Consider the following 17193-nt stretch of genomic DNA (forward strand, 5'->3'; position numbering starts at 1 on the left):
CCTGCACCCGCCCGTCCGGCACTCCGGACGGACCACCCGCCCGGAAGGACCCCGACATGCGCCGCGCCGGCATCACCATCGCCTCGGTGTTCGGGGCAGGCGTGGTCGCAGCCGTCATCGGGGTCGTCGTGGTCGTCGTCATCGCGGTGCACTCGCTGACCGGCGCCGCGAAGTCCGTCTCCGCCGAACCGGCGTGCCCCGAGGTCGCCTCGCGAACGATCGGCGGGATCGTGGTGCCCGCGGGCCCCGTCGCCGGCTTCTGCCAGGACCGCCTGGTGAACGCCGCCTACGTCATCGAGGCCGCACAGGCGCTCGGCATCGGCCCGCACACGCAGGCCGTCGGCGTGATGACCGCGATCGGTGAGTCGAGCCTGGTGAACCTCGACCACGGGGACGCCGTCGGACCGGACAGCCGCGGACTGTTCCAGCAGCGCGACAACGGCGCGTGGGGCACGTACGAGCAGCGGATGGATCCGTACACCGCTGCGACGATGTTCTACACGAAGCTCGTGAAGACGCCGGGGTGGAAGACCATGACCCCGACGCAGATGGCGCACGCGGTGCAGATCAACGCGGACCCCGACCACTACGCGAAGTACTGGCCGGAGGCGAAGGCCGTCGTCGAGGGACTGACCGGGCAGACCGTGCCCGACACCGCTCCGCAGGGCTGAGGTCACCGCAGCACCGGCCCGAGTTCCTCGGCGTCGTGGAGCTCGACCATCGACGCTCCCGTGGCGTTCACCACGACCTGTCCCCGCAGGCGCACCGCCCGCTCCGCGAAGGCGCACGCGCAGGCGTCGATCCACTCCCAGTCGACCGGGAACAGCTGCGTCTCGCCCGGCCGTTCCCACGCCAGCACGACCTCGGCCGCGGCGTTGTCGACGCAGACCTCGGCGACGAGCGTGGCGAAGTCCTCGACGTGCTCGTCCGGCTGCAGCGGCAGGTCGGACACGGGGAGCAGGAACGGCACCGGGACGGCCCGTTCGTCGAGGAAGAGCACCCAGCACTGCCTCCGGATCGGGCGTCCGACGACCCCGGAGACGAGCGCGACGACGTCGGCGTCGGTCCGGGCGGACGTGGTGAACAGCTGGTCGAGCACATCGGTTCCTGACATGCTCCGAGCCTGCGGGACCACCCCGCTCGGCAGCAGCGCCGATGGATGATCTGTGGACGCGCTCGCGGCGACGACTCCCTGTGCAGGAGGACGGTCAGAACCCGTGCTGGACCGCAGCGTCGACGAGCAGCAACGCGGCGAAGAACACGACGACCTGCGCCGCGACCCCGACGAGTGCCAGGGGCCACGCGAGGCGTCGACGGACGAGCCGCAGCACGCACCCGACGACCGTGCCGACGAGCACCAGGGCGACGAGGACCGGCCCGACGGTCACGACCCCGGTGCCGAGGCCGGCGTCACAGGTGTTGCCCGGGGCCGCGCACGAGTGGAACGCCAGCGACAGGAACACGATGCCGCCACCGGCGGCCACCGACTCGACCGCGAGCAGGACGAGCAGCAGCACCGTGGCGACCACGTCGACGACGTGACGGGGTGCGCGAGCGGCGAGCCGCGCCTCCCGGCCGGACGATGACGGCGACGCAGACGGAGCAGCCGACGCAGACGGAGCAGCACAAGCAGACGGCGCAGAACCAGACGAACCAGACGAACCAGCAGACACAGCCGCCGCAGCAGACGGCCCGGCCACGCCGACGGACCCGGACGTCACGTCCGGGTCCTGCGACGCAGCCGGGCCGGACATCAGCGGGACCCGGACCCGCGCGTCGACCAGAGCGCCGCCCAGATGAGCAGCGGCTGCCCGAACAGGCGGGCGACGCGCTTCTCGTCCGTGTCGAGCCCGAACGCGTCACGGCGGTTCACCCACTGCGACAGGTTCCCCGGGAAGATCACCGTGAAGAACAGCGCCGCGATCGTGCCGACGGTCTTCCGGCGGCGACGCGGCGTGAACAGGAGCGCGCTCCCGAGCCCGATCTCCGCCACGCCCGAGGCCAGCACCGTCGTGTCCGTGTCGAGCGGCACGAAGTCCGGGACCTGGGCACGGAAGTCACGACGGGCGAAGGTGAGGTGGCTGGTGCCCGCGAAGACGAGCGCGGCACCGAGGAGGACACGGACGAAGGAACGCATGCCTCCATCGTGCTCGCTCGTCCGCCAGCCGTCCGGCGCGTCGCAGGGCAGCGCGCAACCCGGCGGTGCGCGTCGGCGCGCACGACCCACGCCACGTCGGTAGGTTCGGACTCATGGCAGCAGGCGCTCGCGACCACGAACCGCCCGCAGTCCTGGCGACCGTCGCCGTGCTGCTCGCTCCCCTCTCGCTCTGGATGGGCATCATCGTGCCTGCCGCCGACATGGCGCGACACGTCACCCTCGAGGTCGTGTTCGGCGTCGTCTGCGTCCTCTGCGGTCTCCGTGCGGCGCACCTCGCCGGGCGCCGACGCGCGGTGCGCGCCTGGGCGTGGATCGGCCTGGTGCTCGGCGCACTCGGCCTGGTGATGATGGGCTGGCAGCTCCTCACCTTCGCGACGGACGGGTCCTTCCCGCCGCCGTTCTGGTCGCCCTACGCGCGCCGCTGACGGCGGCTGCGCACCGCTCGGCGACGGCCTAGAGGACCGGGGCGCGTCCGCCCCGCCGGTCCGGCCCTGCTCGGCCCGACGCTGCTCCGTCCGGCCAGGCGTGGTTCGGTCTGGTCCGGCCTGGCTCGCTCGAATCGGCCCGGCGTGCGGTCACCAGCCGAGCGTGCCCGGCCCGCCCTTGAACGGTCCGACCACCCGCGAGGTGATCCACCCGCCGTAGAAGTCGCCCTCCTGCGCCTGCACGACCTCGCCACCGACCTCGCACGAGTCCATCGCGGACGGGTAGATCGCGATCCGGTCGCGCAGGTCCTCGTACCCGGGCTCCGGAGTCGGGTAGTTCCACGCCGCCCGGGGTGCGACGACCCCGTCACCGCCGACCACGTCGAAGTAGCGGGCGCGTCCCTTGAACTCGCACATGCTCGACCCCTGCGCCGGACGCAGCTCGACCTCGGCCATCGGCACGTAGTAGACGGGCGGGTGCGAGGTCTCGAGCACCCGTACCGCATCGGTCGTGTCGACGACGACCTCGCCGCCGAGCCGCACGACGACCCGTTCGGGGACCGCCTCGACCGCAGGAGGACGCGGGTAGTCCCAGACGGACTCCTGACCGGGACCGGGTTCGACACGAGCTGCACGACGCATGCTGCCGGGTCTACCACCGCCGCCGCAGAAGGAGCAGAGTGGGCGCGTGACGACGACGACACAGGGGATCTTCCGGCGGAAGCCCATCGACACGATCGACGACGGGCCCGAGGGCGAGGGCGGTCTGAAACGGCACCTCGGGCTGTGGCAGCTCACGGCCATCGGCATCGGCGGAATCATCGGCGCCGGCATCTTCACCCTCGCCGGCACCGTCGCGAACGGGGTCGCCGGGCCCGCCGTCCTCATCAGCTTCCTCATCGCCGGGGTCGCCAGCGCCGCAGCAGCACTGTCGTACGCGGAGTTCGCCGGGCTCATCCCGAAGGCCGGCAGCGCCTACACGTACGGGTACGCGGTGCTCGGCGAGGTCGTCGGGTGGTTCATCGGCTGGGACCTGCTGCTCGAGTACACCGCGATCGTCGCGGTGGTCGCGATCGGCATCTCCGGCTACGTCGGGTTCCTGGTCGGGCAGTTCGGCGTCGACCTGCCCGCATGGATGCTCGGGGCGCCCGGAACCGGGGACGGCCACGTCGTCGACGTGTTCGCGATCCTGCTCTGCCTGCTGACCGCCTTCGTCCTGACCCGGGGCATCCGGAGCGCCGCCCGCTTCGAGCTCGTCGCCGTCGCGATCAAGGTCGGCCTCGTCGTGCTCATCGTCGTGCTCGGGGTCTTCCACATCAACAGCGCGAACTACTCGCCGTACTTCCCGTTCGGCTTCGGTGGCGTGATGACCGGCGCGGCCACCGTGTTCTTCGCCGTGTTCGGCTACGACGCGATGTCCACCGCCGCCGAGGAGTCCACCGACGCCCGGAAGCACATGCCGAAGGCGATCCTGCTGTCCCTCGGCATCGCGATGGTGCTCTACGTCCTGGCGACCCTGGTGCTCACCGGCATGCAGAAGTACACCGACATCGACCCGGCCTCGGGCTTCTCGTCGGCGTTCGCGTCCGTCGGGCTCGGTGGGGTGGCGAACGTCATCGCGATCGGGGCGATCGTCGGCATCGTGACCGTGCTCGTGACGTTCATGCTCGGTGCCTCGCGCGTGTGGTTCTCGATGAGCCGCGACGGGCTGATGCCGAAGTGGTTCGCGAAGACCGACCCGAAGCGCCACGGGCCGACCCGGGTGACGTGGATCCTCGGCATCGCGTCGGCGGTGCTCGCGGGCGTGCTGCCGATCGGCGTCGTCGCGGAGTTGACGAACATCGGGATCCTGCTCGCGTTCGTGGTCGTCTGCTCGGCGGTGATCGTGCTGCGGTACCGGCAGCCCGATCTCGACCGGCAGTTCAAGCTGCCCTTCATGCCCGTCGTGCCGATCATCGGCGTCGTGGCCTCGCTGTGGCTCGTGACGTTCCTGCAGTGGGAGACGTGGGTGCGGTTCGCGATCTGGTTCGCGATCGGACTCGGGGTGTACTTCGGGTACTCACGGAAGCACAGCAAGCTGGCGCAGCCGGCCAGCACGCGCTGACCGGCTGCGCCGGTGTCGATGAGCTCTGCGCGGCTCTAGCTCGCCGGCGTGGTCCCCTGCAGCGACATCGCGCGCCACAGGTCGAACTGACGGTCGTTCCCGGGCTGCGGGTCGCCGTAGAGGATCTTGGCTGCGGCGAGCGACTCCTCGTTGAGTCCTCGGAAGTACCCGGGACCGACGAGTGCAGCGCCGCGGCTCGGGGAGGAGATGATCTTCATCGTTGTGGGCCTTTCTTCAGTGGAACGTGTCGTGGATGTCGTGTGGATCAGGCCGTCGTGCCCTGGAGGACCATCGCCCGCCAGAGATCGAACTGACGGTCGTTCCCGATGAACGGGTCACCCCAGAGCTTGGTGGCGGCGGAGACGAACTCGCCCTCGGGGAGCTGGTAGAAGTAGCCGGAGCCGATCAGAGCGATCCCCCGGCCTGCGGACTGAATGACGCGCATGTCGTCGTCCGTCGACCGGTCGGAACCCGAACCGGACCCCTGGTAGCTCCCGTCGTACTCGAAGTGCCAGGCCTCGCCGAAGCTGTCGCCGACCGGCTGCCATCCGAACTTCGGTCCGTTGGCGTTTGCCCACTGCTTCTCGGCAGATCCGCCGCTGGCGACGCCACTGCCGAAGTCGCACGCGAGCGCCCAGCCGTGCACGGAGGTGCCCGGCACTGCAGCCTTGCTGCCCGTGCCCGCCTGGTACGCCGCGTAGAGCGCCCGCTGCCGTGCGAGGTCGCGGTACGCCTCGGTGATGGACAGCGACTTCCCGAAGCGCGCCTGGAACGCGCGGTTGAGGTCGTTGTACGCCGCAGCGGCGTCGCCGCGGAGGTACGGCTGTCCGACGCTCACCGGCACCTTCGTCATGGCCGAGGCGGGAATCTGCCCGTTCGAGTACCCACCCCAGGCGGACGTCGCCGCAGCCCTGGCGGTCGCACGAGCGCCATCTCCTTCGGGCATGGACGCGCCGAGGTCGTACAGGTTGGCATCGACGACCGGTGACACCGTCGCTGCCGTCGCTCGCCCACCTCCGATCGTCAGTGCCACGGCTGAAGCCGCTGCTGTGTACCCCAGCAGTTGTCGCCGACTCAGTCCCTTCACGACGTGTTCGTCGTCATCTGGTCCACTCACTGCAACCCCCTTCGTGATGAGTGCGTCCTCGAACGATGGCACTGCTGAACCGGCCTGTCTGCCCCCCGAACGAGGGTCAGCAGAACGAGTAGCAGCAGATGTGGTCGAGGATGACCGAACCGACGCGCACAGAGGGGCAACGCCCTGTCGAGTCCGACCGTGGGGCCCGGAAGCCCAAGGCCCCGCCGACGCTCTGCGCGTCGGCGGGGCCTTCTCGTGGCGACGAGCAGTCGCTCTCGTCGGTCACGTGCGAGCTACCTCCTCGGGGTCAGCCGATGGAGGGCCCTGCGGTCGGAGCCATGCCGAGACGCGAATCGGCACCGAAGCCGGTCGTTGCGGGTGCACCAGTCCACGTGTACAGGGATCCGGAGTTCGCCTCGAACGCGATCGCGACGTTGCTCCCCACCGTGGTGATGCTCGGCGTCGTGCCGTCCTTCATGCCGAGACTCGTGCTCGCGCCGAACCCGACGGTGTCGGGCTGACCGGTCCAGGTGTACAGGCTGCCCCCGCCGGACGCCTGGAACGCCACTGCGACGTTCGAGCCCACGGTCGTGATGGACGGGCTCGACCCGGGCCAGATCCCGAGCTTGGTGCTGCTCCCACCGCCGATGGTCGCGGGGGTCCCGCTCCAGGTCCACAGGCCGCTCCCGCTGTTGAACGCGACCGCGACCTTCGAACCGATCGTGGTGATCGCGGGGCTCGTTCCGGATGCCATCCCCTCCGTGGTGGACGTGGCTCCGCCGGTCGTTCCCGGGTCACCGGTCCACGTCCAGAGCGCCCCGGTGTTCGCCTGGAACGCCACGGCCGCCTTGGTCCCCACGACGGTGATCGACGGGCTCGTCCCGTCCTTCATGCCCACCTTGGCGGGCGCCGCGTAGCCGGTCGTCCCCGGTGCACCGGTCCACGTCCAGAGGCCACCGTCGCTCGCCTGGAACGCGACAGCGTACTGCCCGTTCGGCATCCGGGCGATGGCGGGACTGGTCCCTGCCCGCATGCCGACCTTCGCGTCCGCACCGAAGCCGGTGGTGCCCGCCTTGCCCGTCCAGGTGTACAGCGAACCGTTGGTGGAGTTGAAGGCCGCCGCGGTCGTGTCACCGGAGGTCTCGACGGACGGGCTCGTGTTCGCGGCGACACCGAGCTTGGTGCCGGTGCCGTACCCGAGCGTCCCAGCTGTCCCCGTCCAGGTCCACAGTTCGCCGGTGTTCGTCGCGAAGCCGACGGCAGGCGTCGTGGCGTACGAGCTCTGACCGATGGCCAGCGGAGTGGTGACGCTGCTGAAGTCGATGTGCTGGTGGTTGCACGTGTCATCGAACTGACGGGTGATGTTCGTGAACGACATCGCAGATCGACACTGCACTTGCCCGGCCTGCGTGCCACGCGGCACGAACGTGTCGAGGAAGTTCAGGAGCTCCTGAGTGCGACCGTTGGAGCCCTGCACGGTCTGCCCACCGACGGAACCGAAGTCCAACGCAACGCTCGGATCGATGCAGTGCAGAGAGCTCTCGTTCTGCGCACACGTGTACGGGTGACTCATCGTGGGGCACTCACGGTTGAGGTCGTTGATCTGCAACGACCCGAAACGCTTCACGACGATGACCATGGTCTGGAGGACACGGGTGTCGACCTGGCACCCCGGCGTGGGACCGCCGTTCGCGATCGGCAGGATCTCGTTCCGGTACAGGTCGTTGGTGTTCCCCGCACCGCCGGCGGTGGCGCGGAAGGTGCCTGCGGCCACGAACTGCCCGAGTTGTTGCGCGAGTGTCTTCGGATCGCCGGAGATCCCCTCGCACGACGAGCCGCACGCTCCTGCGGCTTCGGCCCGGGACGCTTGAGTGGACACAACCGCTGACACCGCGAGCACGACGACGGCCGCGAGCAAGGCGATGAGCCTCCACCAGGGCATGTGCCGCTGATGAGTTGATGGGTTGGACATGGTTCCCCTGTTCTTGCTGCAACACGCCGCCCCTCGGCGCTGTTGCGCGAAGCAACTCTAACGACTGGGCGCGCTTCGCCGGTTTCGTCACGGCACACCTGCGGAGGCGGGCCTGCGCGAAACCAGCACCGCCACTCACGGGCGCACCCCGACTTCGACGACCATCGCCGGATCTGGCTGCAGACTCCGAACCGCAGGGCGCAGGAGGCCGAAGCGCTCACCTCGCGGCGACGTGAGCCTGATCGGCGGCGCGCTGCACCCGTGCCGACCGGACGCATCGTCCGTGCTCCTCGCTGAGTAGTGTCGACCCGTGATGGGGGAAGCAACACGGGGCGCCGATGACATGCGTCCGGTGACGGTCCGCGGGGGTGTCATCGCGCCGATCGCCTGGACGGCGTTGTGCGCAGGCGTCGTCGCGCTCGGGATCTTGCTGGCGTCGACCCGAGCGGTCTTCGGCGGTGCCTGGTTCACCCAACTGTGGACGAGCGGCCTGCTGCTCGCCTTCGGCCTCCTCGGCCTGTTCATGAGTGCCGGGAGCATCCGGAACTGCATCCGGGTGTTCCCCGATCGGCTCGAGGTGGTGCCGCACCTGCGGCGGACCCGGACGATCTCGCCCGGAGAGCTCGTCGAGTTCAGCGCATCGGGAACGGGCAACACCACCATCCGCGGCCGGACCGCGCGTGGTCGAGGCTTCTCCACCGACCGGTTCCACCGCAACCACGACGTCCTCGTCCACTGGCTCGAACAGAACGCCACGGAGCCGTGGACGGAGTTCACGGCCTTCTTCGACAAGCTCACCGCTGACCGGAAGCCCAGGCGAGTGCGCAACGTGCTGTTCTCGCTGTTCTCCGTGGGCTTCTTCGTCACGACGCTGTCGATGATCCCAGGGCTGTTCGTCCTGGTCGCGTACGACGACGCGCACCAGGAGCAGGTGACCTGCACGATCACGTCAGCGCGCGCCGTCACCGTGTCCAACCGTTCGACGAAGGGTGCCGGTTCCTCGCACCCGGCCGTGTCCCTCGAGACGACGGACTGCGGGCACCTGACCCTGTCGCGGGGCATCTTCTCCGACAACCGCGACGCCGTCGCACGGCAGTACGACCGCGCCCCGGGCCCCTACCGGCTCACCGTCGGTGGTGGCAGCTTCTGGCTCCGGCAGCACGCGTCCGTGCCCGTCCCGGAGCCGACGGTCTACAGCGTCGATCAGCCAGTGGGCGCGACCACCGGTTGACGACGGCGCAAGAACGCCGGAGCGACTACTCCGCCACCACCCACACGTGCTGTGCCTGCCACCCCTCGGGCACCGTGTTCCGGTACGCCGCCAGCGCCGCCTGGTAGTTCGGCCCGGACGCCTCGTGCTCCCGGGTCTCCGTCGAGCGGGCGGTCGCCTTGATCGTGGTCTCCCCCGTCGCCTTGCTCTCGACCGCGTTCGTCTGCATCAGCTCGAAGCCGTCCAGGTCGAGTGCGGCGATCGCTGCCTCCTTGGCGGCCACGACGGAGTCGGCGTAGCCCTCGGCCTCGCGCGTCTCGATCGAGCGGATGGTGCCTCGCAGTGTCGTCACCGGACCAGTATGACCCGACCGATCCGGGTACCCGAGCACGATGGAGGCGACGGCAACCGCGTCAGGCGTCGCGCCGGTGCTTGCCCTTCGCCGCGGTCGGATCGGCCATCGGGTGGTTCCGGAACCACCGCAGCAGTTCGCGAGGCCGGCTCTGGTCGGCGCTCTGGTCCCCCTGGTCGAGGAACGTGCTGAATCCCTCGGGCACCTCGACACCGTCGGTCTCGCGGTCGTACGCCATCGACCACTCCGGGAACCGCCGCGTGTGGATCGACTCCTCGACGAGCAGCCGGACGTCGTCGTGCCGCTCGTCCGCGACGATCCGCGCGTAGGTCGCCATCACGGCGTCGTAGGGCCCCTCGAGCAGCTGCATGAAGCGTCCGCCACGGTGCACGAGCATCCCGGTCAGACCGTCGGCGGTGTTCCGCGTGCGGGCGTGGTCGAGCACCGCCTCGAGGTCGCCCTCGTCGAAGGGCTCGGTGGCGGAACTCATGTAGACCAGCGACTGCAGCACGCATCGATCCTGCTCCTGAGCCGCTGTCAGCGACGCCCCCAGAACGGGACGCGGACACGCCCCGTCCTCCGAGCGGCAGACCGGCCGTCAGCCGAGCGGCGTCCAGTCGAGGACCTGGCCGTCCTCGCTGCAGTAGGTGGTCGTCGAGTCCCCGCCGCCGGTCTTCGACCAGGTCGGCGACCACCACGCCGCGTCGATCTCGTGCTGCTTGGGGAAGGTACCGACGATGGTGCCCGCCGACGTGTCCGGTTCGCCGGGCACCGGCGCGACCTCGAGCGTGTCCGGGTCCAACCAGCCGTAGGCCGTGCCGCTGATGCTGTCGAACTCGATGAGCATCGTGACGTGATCGTCCTGCGACGCGGTGCCGAGCTGCACCTGGTACTCCTGTCGCACCCCCTCGTCGACCGTCGGCACGCCGGACCACTCGACGCGGTAGGCGTCCGCGGTCTCCTCGATGGACACCGAACCGGTACCGGAGGCCAGGTCGCACGACGCCTTACCGGGCGTCGCCGCCGTCGTCGCGCTCGCGCTCGGGGGCGGCGCCTCGGCCGTCCGCGCCCCCGTGCCCAGCACGCTGCACCCCGACAGGGCGACCACCGTCGCCACCGCCCCTGCCACCACGACTGCGCCGCGCGCTGCGTTCCCCATGCGATCCCCCTCGTGTCGCGCGCCGTCCGGCGCCCTTCCACGCTAGCAGCGGACCGCCAGCAGCGGACTGCCAGCAGCGAAGGGCCAGAGCGGACCGCCAGGAGCGGAGGGCCAGCGCGGAGCGCCAGCAGCGGAGGTCGGTGGCGACTGGCAGCATGGTGACGTGCCCGCCGCCCCGATGATCGACGCCGTCGACGTCATCCGCTTCGTCGGGCCGCAGACCTTCGGCCGCGCCCGCGACGTCGTCCGCGCCGGCCTGGTCGAGGACGCCACCTGGCACGACGACGACGGCACGGTCACCGCGACCGTCTCCGGATCCGCGGACGACCCCTACGAACTCCGCGTCGAGACGACCGTCGCCCGCGGCGAGTTCGTCCGCCCTGTCCGCAGCACGTGCTCCTGCCCCCTCGGCGGCGACTGCAAGCACGTCGCCGCCGCGCTCCTCACCATCAACGCGCGGGCCCTCGCCGCCGAACCACGGGCAGCGACGACCGTCGCCGCTCCTCCCGCCCCGGACTGGAGGCTCGACCTCGCCCGCCTCGCCGGTGACGACGACCAGGTGGTCGCCCCGCAGGGCACGCCGATGGGTCTGCAGTTCGAGTTGCGCGACGCGGTCCCCGCCGCGCTCGCCTCCCGTGCGCGAGCCGCCGGTCGGCCGCTCCCGTCGCGCGCCCGCAGCGTGCGGCTCGGCGTCCGCCCGGTCACCCGCAGCACCGCCGGCAACTGGGTCCGCGGGCAGCTCACCTGGGGCACGCTCCCCTACTCGATGAACCGGCTCGGCATCGCACCCGAACAGCACGCGTGGTTCCTGCAGTTCTCCGCGCTGCACCGCGCCGGTCAGCTCGCGGGGCTGCCGGGCGAGAGCGACTGGATCCACCTCGACGACTTCGGCAGCCCGCTGCTCTGGCCGCTCCTGCAGCAGGCGGCAGGCCTCGGGATCGCCTTCGTGACCGGCAAGCGCGAGGGCGGCGCGGTCCTCGGGGCCGAGGCCCGTGTGCTCCTCGACGCAGCCCGGCACGACGGGGCGCTGGTCATCGGCGCGAGCGCGGTCGTCGACGGACGTCCGGTGCCCGAGGGGTCGGCGCGCACGATCGGCGACCACGGCGTCTACGCCTTCCGCGAGAGCCCCGAGTTCCACGTCACCCTCGCGCCGACCGCCACGCCCGTCCCGGCGGACCAGCGTCGGATGCTCGTCGAGGGCGCACGCATCACCGTCCCGGCGGATTCGGTCGACGAGTTCCTCGCCGACTGGTCACCGCGGCTCCGCGGTGCACTCGGTCTCGTCAGCTCCGACGGCTCGGTCGAACTCCCCGAGCGGACCCCGCCCGAGCTCGTGCTGACGGCGACCTTCGAGCCCGCCCGGGCACCGCGCACCGACGACCGCCTGCACCTGCAGTGGCGCTGGCACGTCGACGGGCGGAAGGACCCGATCGCCCTGCACGGCCCGCTCCCCGACCTGTCGGGGGTGCGCGCCGCGGACGACCCGGCCGACCCGTCGCCGCAGGCCGACGACGGCGGGCGAGCCGCGCCTCCCGGCCCCGGCCCCGGCGGTGGACTCGCCTGGTACGAGGACGGCACGGTCGACGGTGCGGACGTCGCGGTCTTCGCGACGGAGCTCCTGCCGGCCCTGCCCGCGCACGGCGTCCGGACGGTGGTGCAGGGCGAACCCGGCGACCACGAACGACTGACCGGTCGGCCGCACATCCGCGTCACGACGATGCCGTCCGAGAAGCACGACTGGTTCGACCTCGGCATCTTCGTCACCGTGAACGGGCGGCAGATCCCCTTCACCCCGTTGCTCCGTGCGCTGGCGAAGCGCGACCGCCGCATGAAGCTCATCGACGGGTCGTACCTGTCGCTGGCCGACCCGACGTTCGACCGGCTCAAGGAGCTCATCGAGGAAGCCCGCGAGCTCGACGAGTGGGAGCCCGACCAGGCCCTGACCGTGACCCCGCTGCAGGCCGGGCTGTGGTCCGAGTTCGACCAGCTCGCCGACGAGGTCGAGCACGACGAACGCTGGCAGCGGATCGCCGCGGGCCTGCTCGACGCCGCGCCACCGGATGAGGTGCCGGTCCCGGACACCGTGCACGCCGAACTCCGGCCGTACCAGCACGCCGGCTACGCGTGGCTCCGCTTCCTCCGCGAGCACGGCATCGGCGGGGTGCTCGCGGACGACATGGGCCTCGGCAAGACGCTGCAGGTGCTCGCGATGATCGCCGCCGCACGCGCCTCCGAGCCCGACGCGCCGCCGTTCCTCGTCGTCGCGCCGACGTCGGTCGTCGGCAACTGGGCGGACGAGGCAGCACGCTTCACGCCGTCGCTCCGCGTGACCACCGTGACGGCGACGTCGCTCAAGGACCACGCCCGGGTCGCCCGTGCCGCCGCGGCGTCGGACGTCGTCGTGACGTCGTACGCCCTGCTGCGCCTCGACGCCGCCGAGTACACCGGGGTCTCCTGGTCCGCGCTCGTGCTCGACGAGGCACAGTTCGTGAAGAACCCGCAGTCGCAGACCCACCGCGTCGCGGCCGACCTGCCCGCGCCGGTGAAGTTCGCGATCACCGGCACGCCACTCGAGAACGGGCTGACCGACCTCTGGGCGCTGTTCCACGTCGTCGCGCCCGGACTGCTGTCGTCCTGGTCGCGCTTCGGGGACGACTACGTCAAGCCGCTCGGCTCCCCCGACCTCCGCGGGGACGCCCGCAAGGAGCTCACCGATCGACTCCGGCGGCGGATCCGCCCGCTCATGCTCCGGCGGACGAAGGAGAGCGTCGCCGCCGACCTGCCCCCGAAGCAGGAACAGGTCGTCCGGGTGACGCTCGACCCCGCACACCGCGCGCTGTACGAGACGACCCTGAACCGGGAGCGCCTCAAGGTCCTCGACCTCATCGACGACCTGGCGCGCAACCGGATGATCGTCTTCCGGTCGCTGACGCTCCTCCGGATGCTCGCGCTCTCCCCGGCGCTCGTGCAGCACGCGGACCAGGACCCGGACGTCGACACCGGTACCGCCGCGGAGCCGATCCCCTCGGCGAAGCTCGACCTGCTGCTCGACGAGCTCGAACAGCTCGCCGCGGAGGGCCGTCGGGCCCTGGTCTTCAGCCAGTTCACGACGTTCCTGAGGATGGTCGCCGAGGCGCTCGACACCCGGGGCATCGGCTACGAGTACCTCGACGGGTCGACCCGGAAGCGCCCGCAGGTCATCGATCGCTTCCGGACCGGCAGCGCGCCCGCGTTCCTCATCTCGCTGAAGGCCGGCGGCTTCGGGCTGACCCTGACCGAGGCGGACACCGTCTTCGTGCTCGACCCGTGGTGGAACCCGGCCGCCGAGTCCCAGGCGGTCGACCGGACGCACCGCATCGGGCAGACCCGCTCGGTGAACGTGCAGCGCTTCATCGCCGAGGACACCATCGAGGAGAAGGTCCTCGCCCTGGCGGCCAAGAAGGCGGAGCTCTTCGCGACCATGATCGACGACGACGCCCTGTTCGCCGACGACCTGACCGCCGAGGACATCCGCTCCCTGCTCACCTGAGCGGCGACGTACGAACTCCTTCGAAACCGGACGTCCGCGCCGGTACCGTCACCGCATGTTCGTCGACGACAGCCGCTCCGCCCAGCCACGTTCCGCTCCGTACGTCCCGGTCACGGGCCTCCTGACACGCACCCACGCCGATCCAGAGGTCGAACCCGACCTCGAGCCCGAGCTCGCTCCGCCGGGGGTCGTCCACCGCGACCGCGCCACCGCGACGTCCACGTTCCGCCTGCGCAACGGCGCCGAGTTCCCACTGGTGGGCGCACTCGGCGTCTACTCCGGGATGTACCCGCGCGGCTACCTGCGGCGACTCCGGACCGCCCCGACGACGTCCGCTCCCGACCTGAGCCCGCCGTCGGACGCGGATCAGCCGGCGAGGCCGTCGATCCGCGCGACCTCGTCAGCACTCAGCTCGAGGTGTGCCCCGAGCGCGTTCGACCGGATGCGCTCCGGGTTCGACGACTTCGGGATCACGACGAACCCGTGCGCCACGTGCCACGCGACGATGACCTGCGCGCTGTCGGCGTCGTGCGCCTCGGCGATCTCGACGAGCGTCGGGTCCTGCAGGTTGCTCGCCTTGAACGGGCTGTAGCCCTCGAGCACCACGCCGCGCTCGTGCAGCCCTGCGGCGACCTCGGCGTCGTACTCCGCCGGGCTCCACCGGATCTGGTTCACGGCCGGGGTCGTCCCGGTGGCGTCGGTCAGCTCGTCGATCTGCGCGAGCGAGTAGTTGCTCACGCCGACGGCCCGGGTGAGCCCGTCGGCCTGCGCCTGCACGACCTGCTCCCACACGTCGGGTCGGGCCTCGCCGTTCGGGGGCCAGTGCACGAGCCACAGGTCCAGGTGGTCGAGCCCGAGCTGTTCGAGGCTCTCCTCGATGGTCTGCCGGACCCGATCGGCGTTGTCCGGCGGGAGCTTCGTCGTGACGAAGACGTCGTCGCGCGCCAGTCCGGAGTCGCCGAGCGCCTTCCCCACGCCGCGCTGGTTCGAGTAGCCCGTAGCGGTGTCGATGTGGCGGTAGCCGGCGTCGAGCGCGGCACCGACGGCGGCGGGGGCGTCGGCGTCCGGGATCTGCCAGGTGCCGAAGCCGAGGAGCGGCATCGACCCACCGGTGACGGGCACGGAGGGGTTCGCGTGATCGGTCATGCCCCGTGTCTACGCCGTGCTCCGTCGGTGCTTCACGGGATGATCGACGACGGTCCACCCGGGCCCGTTCCACCGCACCACCGAAGGCTCTCCCCATGACGTCCCGTCGACGCCGTCCGCGTTCCTCCCGTCCCACCTCCTCGCGCCGCACGGCCCGGACCTCGCTCGCGTCGCTCGGACTCATCGCTGTGGTCGCCCTGGCCGGCTGGCTGCTGCACACCACCGGCGTGACCGACGGCGACGCTGATGCGGCAACGGACGGAGCGCCCTCGTCGACCGCCGCACCGACCATCACCGCCGACGCGACCGACCCGACCGACCGGACCAGCCCCACCGACGCGACCGCGGCCGCCACCGCCCGCAGCCGGCTCGCCGCCCTGCCGGTCAAGGGCAAGGCCCCCGCCACCGGCTACGACCGCGAAGCCCGCTTCGGCACGGCCTGGCTCGACGTCGACCACAACGGCTGCGACACCCGGAACGACGTCCTCGCCCGCGACCTCACCGACGTCGAACGCCAGGGCCCGTGCAAGGTGTTGCGCGGCACCCTCGTCTCCCCGTACACCGGCGACCGCGTCGACTTCGTGCGGGGGAACACGACCTCGACGCTCGTGCAGATCGACCACGTCGTCGCGCTCGAGAACGCATGGCGAACCGGTGCGCAGCAGCTCAGCCAGGAGCAGCGGGAGGCCCTGGCGAACGACCCTGCGAACCTGTTCGCGGTCGACGGGCACTCGAACGCCCAGAAGCGCTCGGGCGACGCCGCGACCTGGCTGCCCGCGGACACCGCGTTCCGCTGCACGTACGTCGAGCACCAGATCGCGGTGAAGACCACCTACCGGCTCTGGGTCGCGCCGGCCGAGCACGATGCTATGGAGCGGGTGCTTTCCCGCTGCTGAAGACGAGTCGCGCCCTCTGAACGACAGGTGTAGCCTAATTGGCATCGATGCAGATGCATTGAGCGGACTCGTCGACCCACCGCTGGACCCGAGCCCTTCACCGTCGAAGACCGCAGGAGGCCATCCATGACATCCACCACCCGTTTCACCGACCGCGTCGTCCTCATCACCGGCGGCGGCTCCGGGCTCGGCCGCGCGACCGCCGTCCGCCTGGCCGCCGAGGGCGCGCAGCTGTCCCTCGTCGACGTCTCCGCCGAGGGACTCGAGGCTACGAAGGCCGCCGTCCTCGAGGCGACCCCCGACGCCCAGGTCCTGACCACCGTCGCCGACGTCTCCGACGAAGCCCAGGTCGACGCCTACGTCACCGCGACCACCGAGCGCTTCGGCCGCATCGACGGCTTCTTCAACAACGCCGGCATCGAGGGCAAGCAGAACCCCACCGAGGACTTCACCGCCGCCGAGTTCGACAAGGTCGTGTCGATCAACCTCCGGGGCGTGTTCCTCGGCCTCGAGAAGGTCCTGGGGGTCATGCGCGAGCAGGGCTCCGGCATGGTCGTGAACACTGCGAGCGTCGGCGGCATCCGCGGCATTGGCAACCAGTCGGGCTACGCCGCGGCCAAGCACGGCGTCGTCGGCCTCACCCGCAACTCCGCCGTCGAGTACGGCCAGTACGGCATCCGCATCAACGCCATCGCCCCGGGTGCGATCTGGACGCCGATGGTCGAGAACTCGATGAAGCAGCTCGACGCGGAGAACCCGCGGAAGGCCGCCGAGGAGTTCATCCAGGTCAACCCCACGAAGCGCTACGGCGAGGCCCCCGAGATCGCCGCGGTCGTCGCCTTCCTGCTGTCGGACGACGCCTCGTACGTCAACGCGACGGTCGTCCCGATCGACGGCGGGCAGTCGGCCAAGTACTGAGCGTGATCTGTCCGGCGCCCGGCCCACCCGGTGGGGCGGGCGCCGTCGTCGGTCTGGAGGCACGCCCCACCCCCGTCGCGCTCTGCCCGATGCGCGGATGGCCGGCCCGAGGCACGCCCCACCTCCGTCGCGGTCCGTCGGTTCCGCAGGTGTCCGGCCGGCGCCGCCCCACGCAGGAGCGCCCGGATCTCCCTGGAGCCGTGACGATCTCGGTCCACCGACCCCGACGATCGAGCACCGGGATCG

Annotated in this window: 18 protein-coding genes; 7 read left to right on the forward strand and 11 right to left on the reverse strand. The window is 70.9% G+C overall.

What is annotated here, in order from left to right:
• Positions 1-56: 56 nt before the first annotated feature.
• Positions 57-671, forward strand: a complete 615-nt coding sequence (locus QUG98_RS08480; protein ID WP_289470111.1) for a hypothetical protein — start codon at positions 57-59, stop codon at positions 669-671.
• Positions 672-673: 2 nt separating this feature from the next.
• Here QUG98_RS08480 and QUG98_RS08485 read toward each other — a convergent pair whose 3' ends face one another.
• The 3 genes from QUG98_RS08485 to QUG98_RS08495 all read right to left on the reverse strand — a co-directional run bounded on the left by QUG98_RS08485 (position 674) and on the right by QUG98_RS08495 (position 2137).
• Positions 674-1114 (reverse strand): hypothetical protein, encoded by a 441-nt coding sequence (locus tag QUG98_RS08485; protein ID WP_289470112.1) that lies wholly within the window; start codon positions 1112-1114, stop codon positions 674-676.
• 94 nt (positions 1115-1208) lie between these two features.
• Complete coding sequence (locus QUG98_RS08490; protein WP_289470113.1) at positions 1209-1754, reverse strand: DUF6264 family protein; 546 nt, start codon at positions 1752-1754, stop codon at positions 1209-1211.
• On the reverse strand, positions 1754-2137 hold the full coding sequence (locus QUG98_RS08495) for a DoxX family protein (RefSeq protein WP_058727385.1): 384 nt from the start codon (positions 2135-2137) through the stop codon (positions 1754-1756). The genes QUG98_RS08490 and QUG98_RS08495 overlap by 1 nt, the downstream gene beginning before the upstream one ends.
• Positions 2138-2250: 113 nt before the next feature.
• Here QUG98_RS08495 and QUG98_RS08500 point away from each other — a divergent pair, with 113 nt between their 5' ends.
• A complete protein-coding gene (locus QUG98_RS08500) occupies positions 2251-2583 on the forward strand; it encodes a hypothetical protein (RefSeq protein ID WP_289470114.1) in 333 nt (110 codons plus the stop codon).
• Positions 2584-2733: 150 nt separating this feature from the next.
• On the opposite strand, the gene QUG98_RS08505 is transcribed toward QUG98_RS08500, so the two are convergent.
• Positions 2734-3225 (reverse strand): DUF427 domain-containing protein, encoded by a 492-nt coding sequence (locus QUG98_RS08505; protein ID WP_289470115.1) that lies wholly within the window; start codon positions 3223-3225, stop codon positions 2734-2736.
• Between QUG98_RS08505 and QUG98_RS08510 the strand changes: the two genes are divergently transcribed.
• Complete coding sequence (locus QUG98_RS08510) at positions 3224-4687, forward strand: amino acid permease (RefSeq protein ID WP_434533424.1); 1464 nt, start codon at positions 3224-3226, stop codon at positions 4685-4687. The genes QUG98_RS08505 and QUG98_RS08510 overlap by 2 nt on opposite strands.
• Positions 4688-4722: 35 nt before the next feature.
• On the opposite strand, the gene QUG98_RS08515 is transcribed toward QUG98_RS08510, so the two are convergent.
• From QUG98_RS08515 to QUG98_RS08525, 3 genes are all read right to left on the reverse strand, one after another.
• Entirely contained in the window at positions 4723-4905 is a 183-nt protein-coding gene (locus QUG98_RS08515) for a hypothetical protein (RefSeq protein WP_289470117.1), read from the reverse strand.
• Positions 4906-4952: 47 nt separating this feature from the next.
• The gene (locus QUG98_RS08520) at positions 4953-5720 is read right to left on the reverse strand and encodes a M15 family metallopeptidase (RefSeq protein WP_289470118.1); all 768 of its coding nucleotides are present in this window, start codon (positions 5718-5720) and stop codon (positions 4953-4955) included.
• A 352-nt stretch (positions 5721-6072) separates the two neighbouring features.
• Positions 6073-7707 (reverse strand): hypothetical protein, encoded by a 1635-nt coding sequence (locus QUG98_RS08525; RefSeq protein WP_289470119.1) that lies wholly within the window; start codon positions 7705-7707, stop codon positions 6073-6075.
• A gap of 343 nt (positions 7708-8050) precedes the next feature.
• Between QUG98_RS08525 and QUG98_RS08530 the strand changes: the two genes are divergently transcribed.
• Positions 8051-8968: a hypothetical protein gene (locus tag QUG98_RS08530; RefSeq protein ID WP_289470120.1), complete on the forward strand. Its 918-nt coding sequence runs from the start codon at positions 8051-8053 to the stop codon at positions 8966-8968.
• 25 nt (positions 8969-8993) lie between these two features.
• On the opposite strand, the gene QUG98_RS08535 is transcribed toward QUG98_RS08530, so the two are convergent.
• From QUG98_RS08535 to QUG98_RS08545, 3 genes are all read right to left on the reverse strand, one after another.
• On the reverse strand, positions 8994-9299 hold the full coding sequence (locus tag QUG98_RS08535) for a hypothetical protein (protein ID WP_289470121.1): 306 nt from the start codon (positions 9297-9299) through the stop codon (positions 8994-8996).
• A gap of 61 nt (positions 9300-9360) precedes the next feature.
• Positions 9361-9810 (reverse strand): BLUF domain-containing protein, encoded by a 450-nt coding sequence (locus QUG98_RS08540; protein WP_289470122.1) that lies wholly within the window; start codon positions 9808-9810, stop codon positions 9361-9363.
• Positions 9811-9897: 87 nt separating this feature from the next.
• A complete protein-coding gene (locus tag QUG98_RS08545; protein ID WP_289470123.1) occupies positions 9898-10458 on the reverse strand; it encodes a hypothetical protein in 561 nt (186 codons plus the stop codon).
• Between the two features lie 163 nt (positions 10459-10621).
• Here QUG98_RS08545 and QUG98_RS08550 point away from each other — a divergent pair, with 163 nt between their 5' ends.
• On the forward strand, positions 10622-13987 hold the full coding sequence (locus QUG98_RS08550; RefSeq protein WP_289470124.1) for a DEAD/DEAH box helicase: 3366 nt from the start codon (positions 10622-10624) through the stop codon (positions 13985-13987).
• 366 nt (positions 13988-14353) lie between these two features.
• Here the strand turns inward: QUG98_RS08550 and QUG98_RS08555 are convergent, their stop codons facing one another.
• Positions 14354-15133, reverse strand: coding sequence for an aldo/keto reductase (locus QUG98_RS08555; RefSeq protein WP_289470125.1), 780 nt, complete (start codon positions 15131-15133; stop codon positions 14354-14356).
• Between the two features lie 95 nt (positions 15134-15228).
• Between QUG98_RS08555 and QUG98_RS08560 the strand changes: the two genes are divergently transcribed.
• Together QUG98_RS08560 and QUG98_RS08565 are read left to right on the forward strand one after the other, a co-directional pair.
• Positions 15229-16029, forward strand: a complete 801-nt coding sequence (locus QUG98_RS08560) for an HNH endonuclease family protein (RefSeq protein ID WP_289470126.1) — start codon at positions 15229-15231, stop codon at positions 16027-16029.
• 126 nt (positions 16030-16155) lie between these two features.
• Positions 16156-16947 carry an SDR family oxidoreductase gene (locus QUG98_RS08565; protein ID WP_289470128.1) on the forward strand — a complete coding sequence of 264 codons (792 nt, stop codon included), beginning with the start codon at positions 16156-16158 and terminating at the stop codon, positions 16945-16947.
• The last annotated feature ends 246 nt before the right edge of the window (positions 16948-17193 follow it).

The organism is Curtobacterium subtropicum (genome assembly GCF_030362975.1).
Classification (GTDB): Bacteria; Actinomycetota; Actinomycetes; order Actinomycetales; family Microbacteriaceae; genus Curtobacterium; species Curtobacterium subtropicum.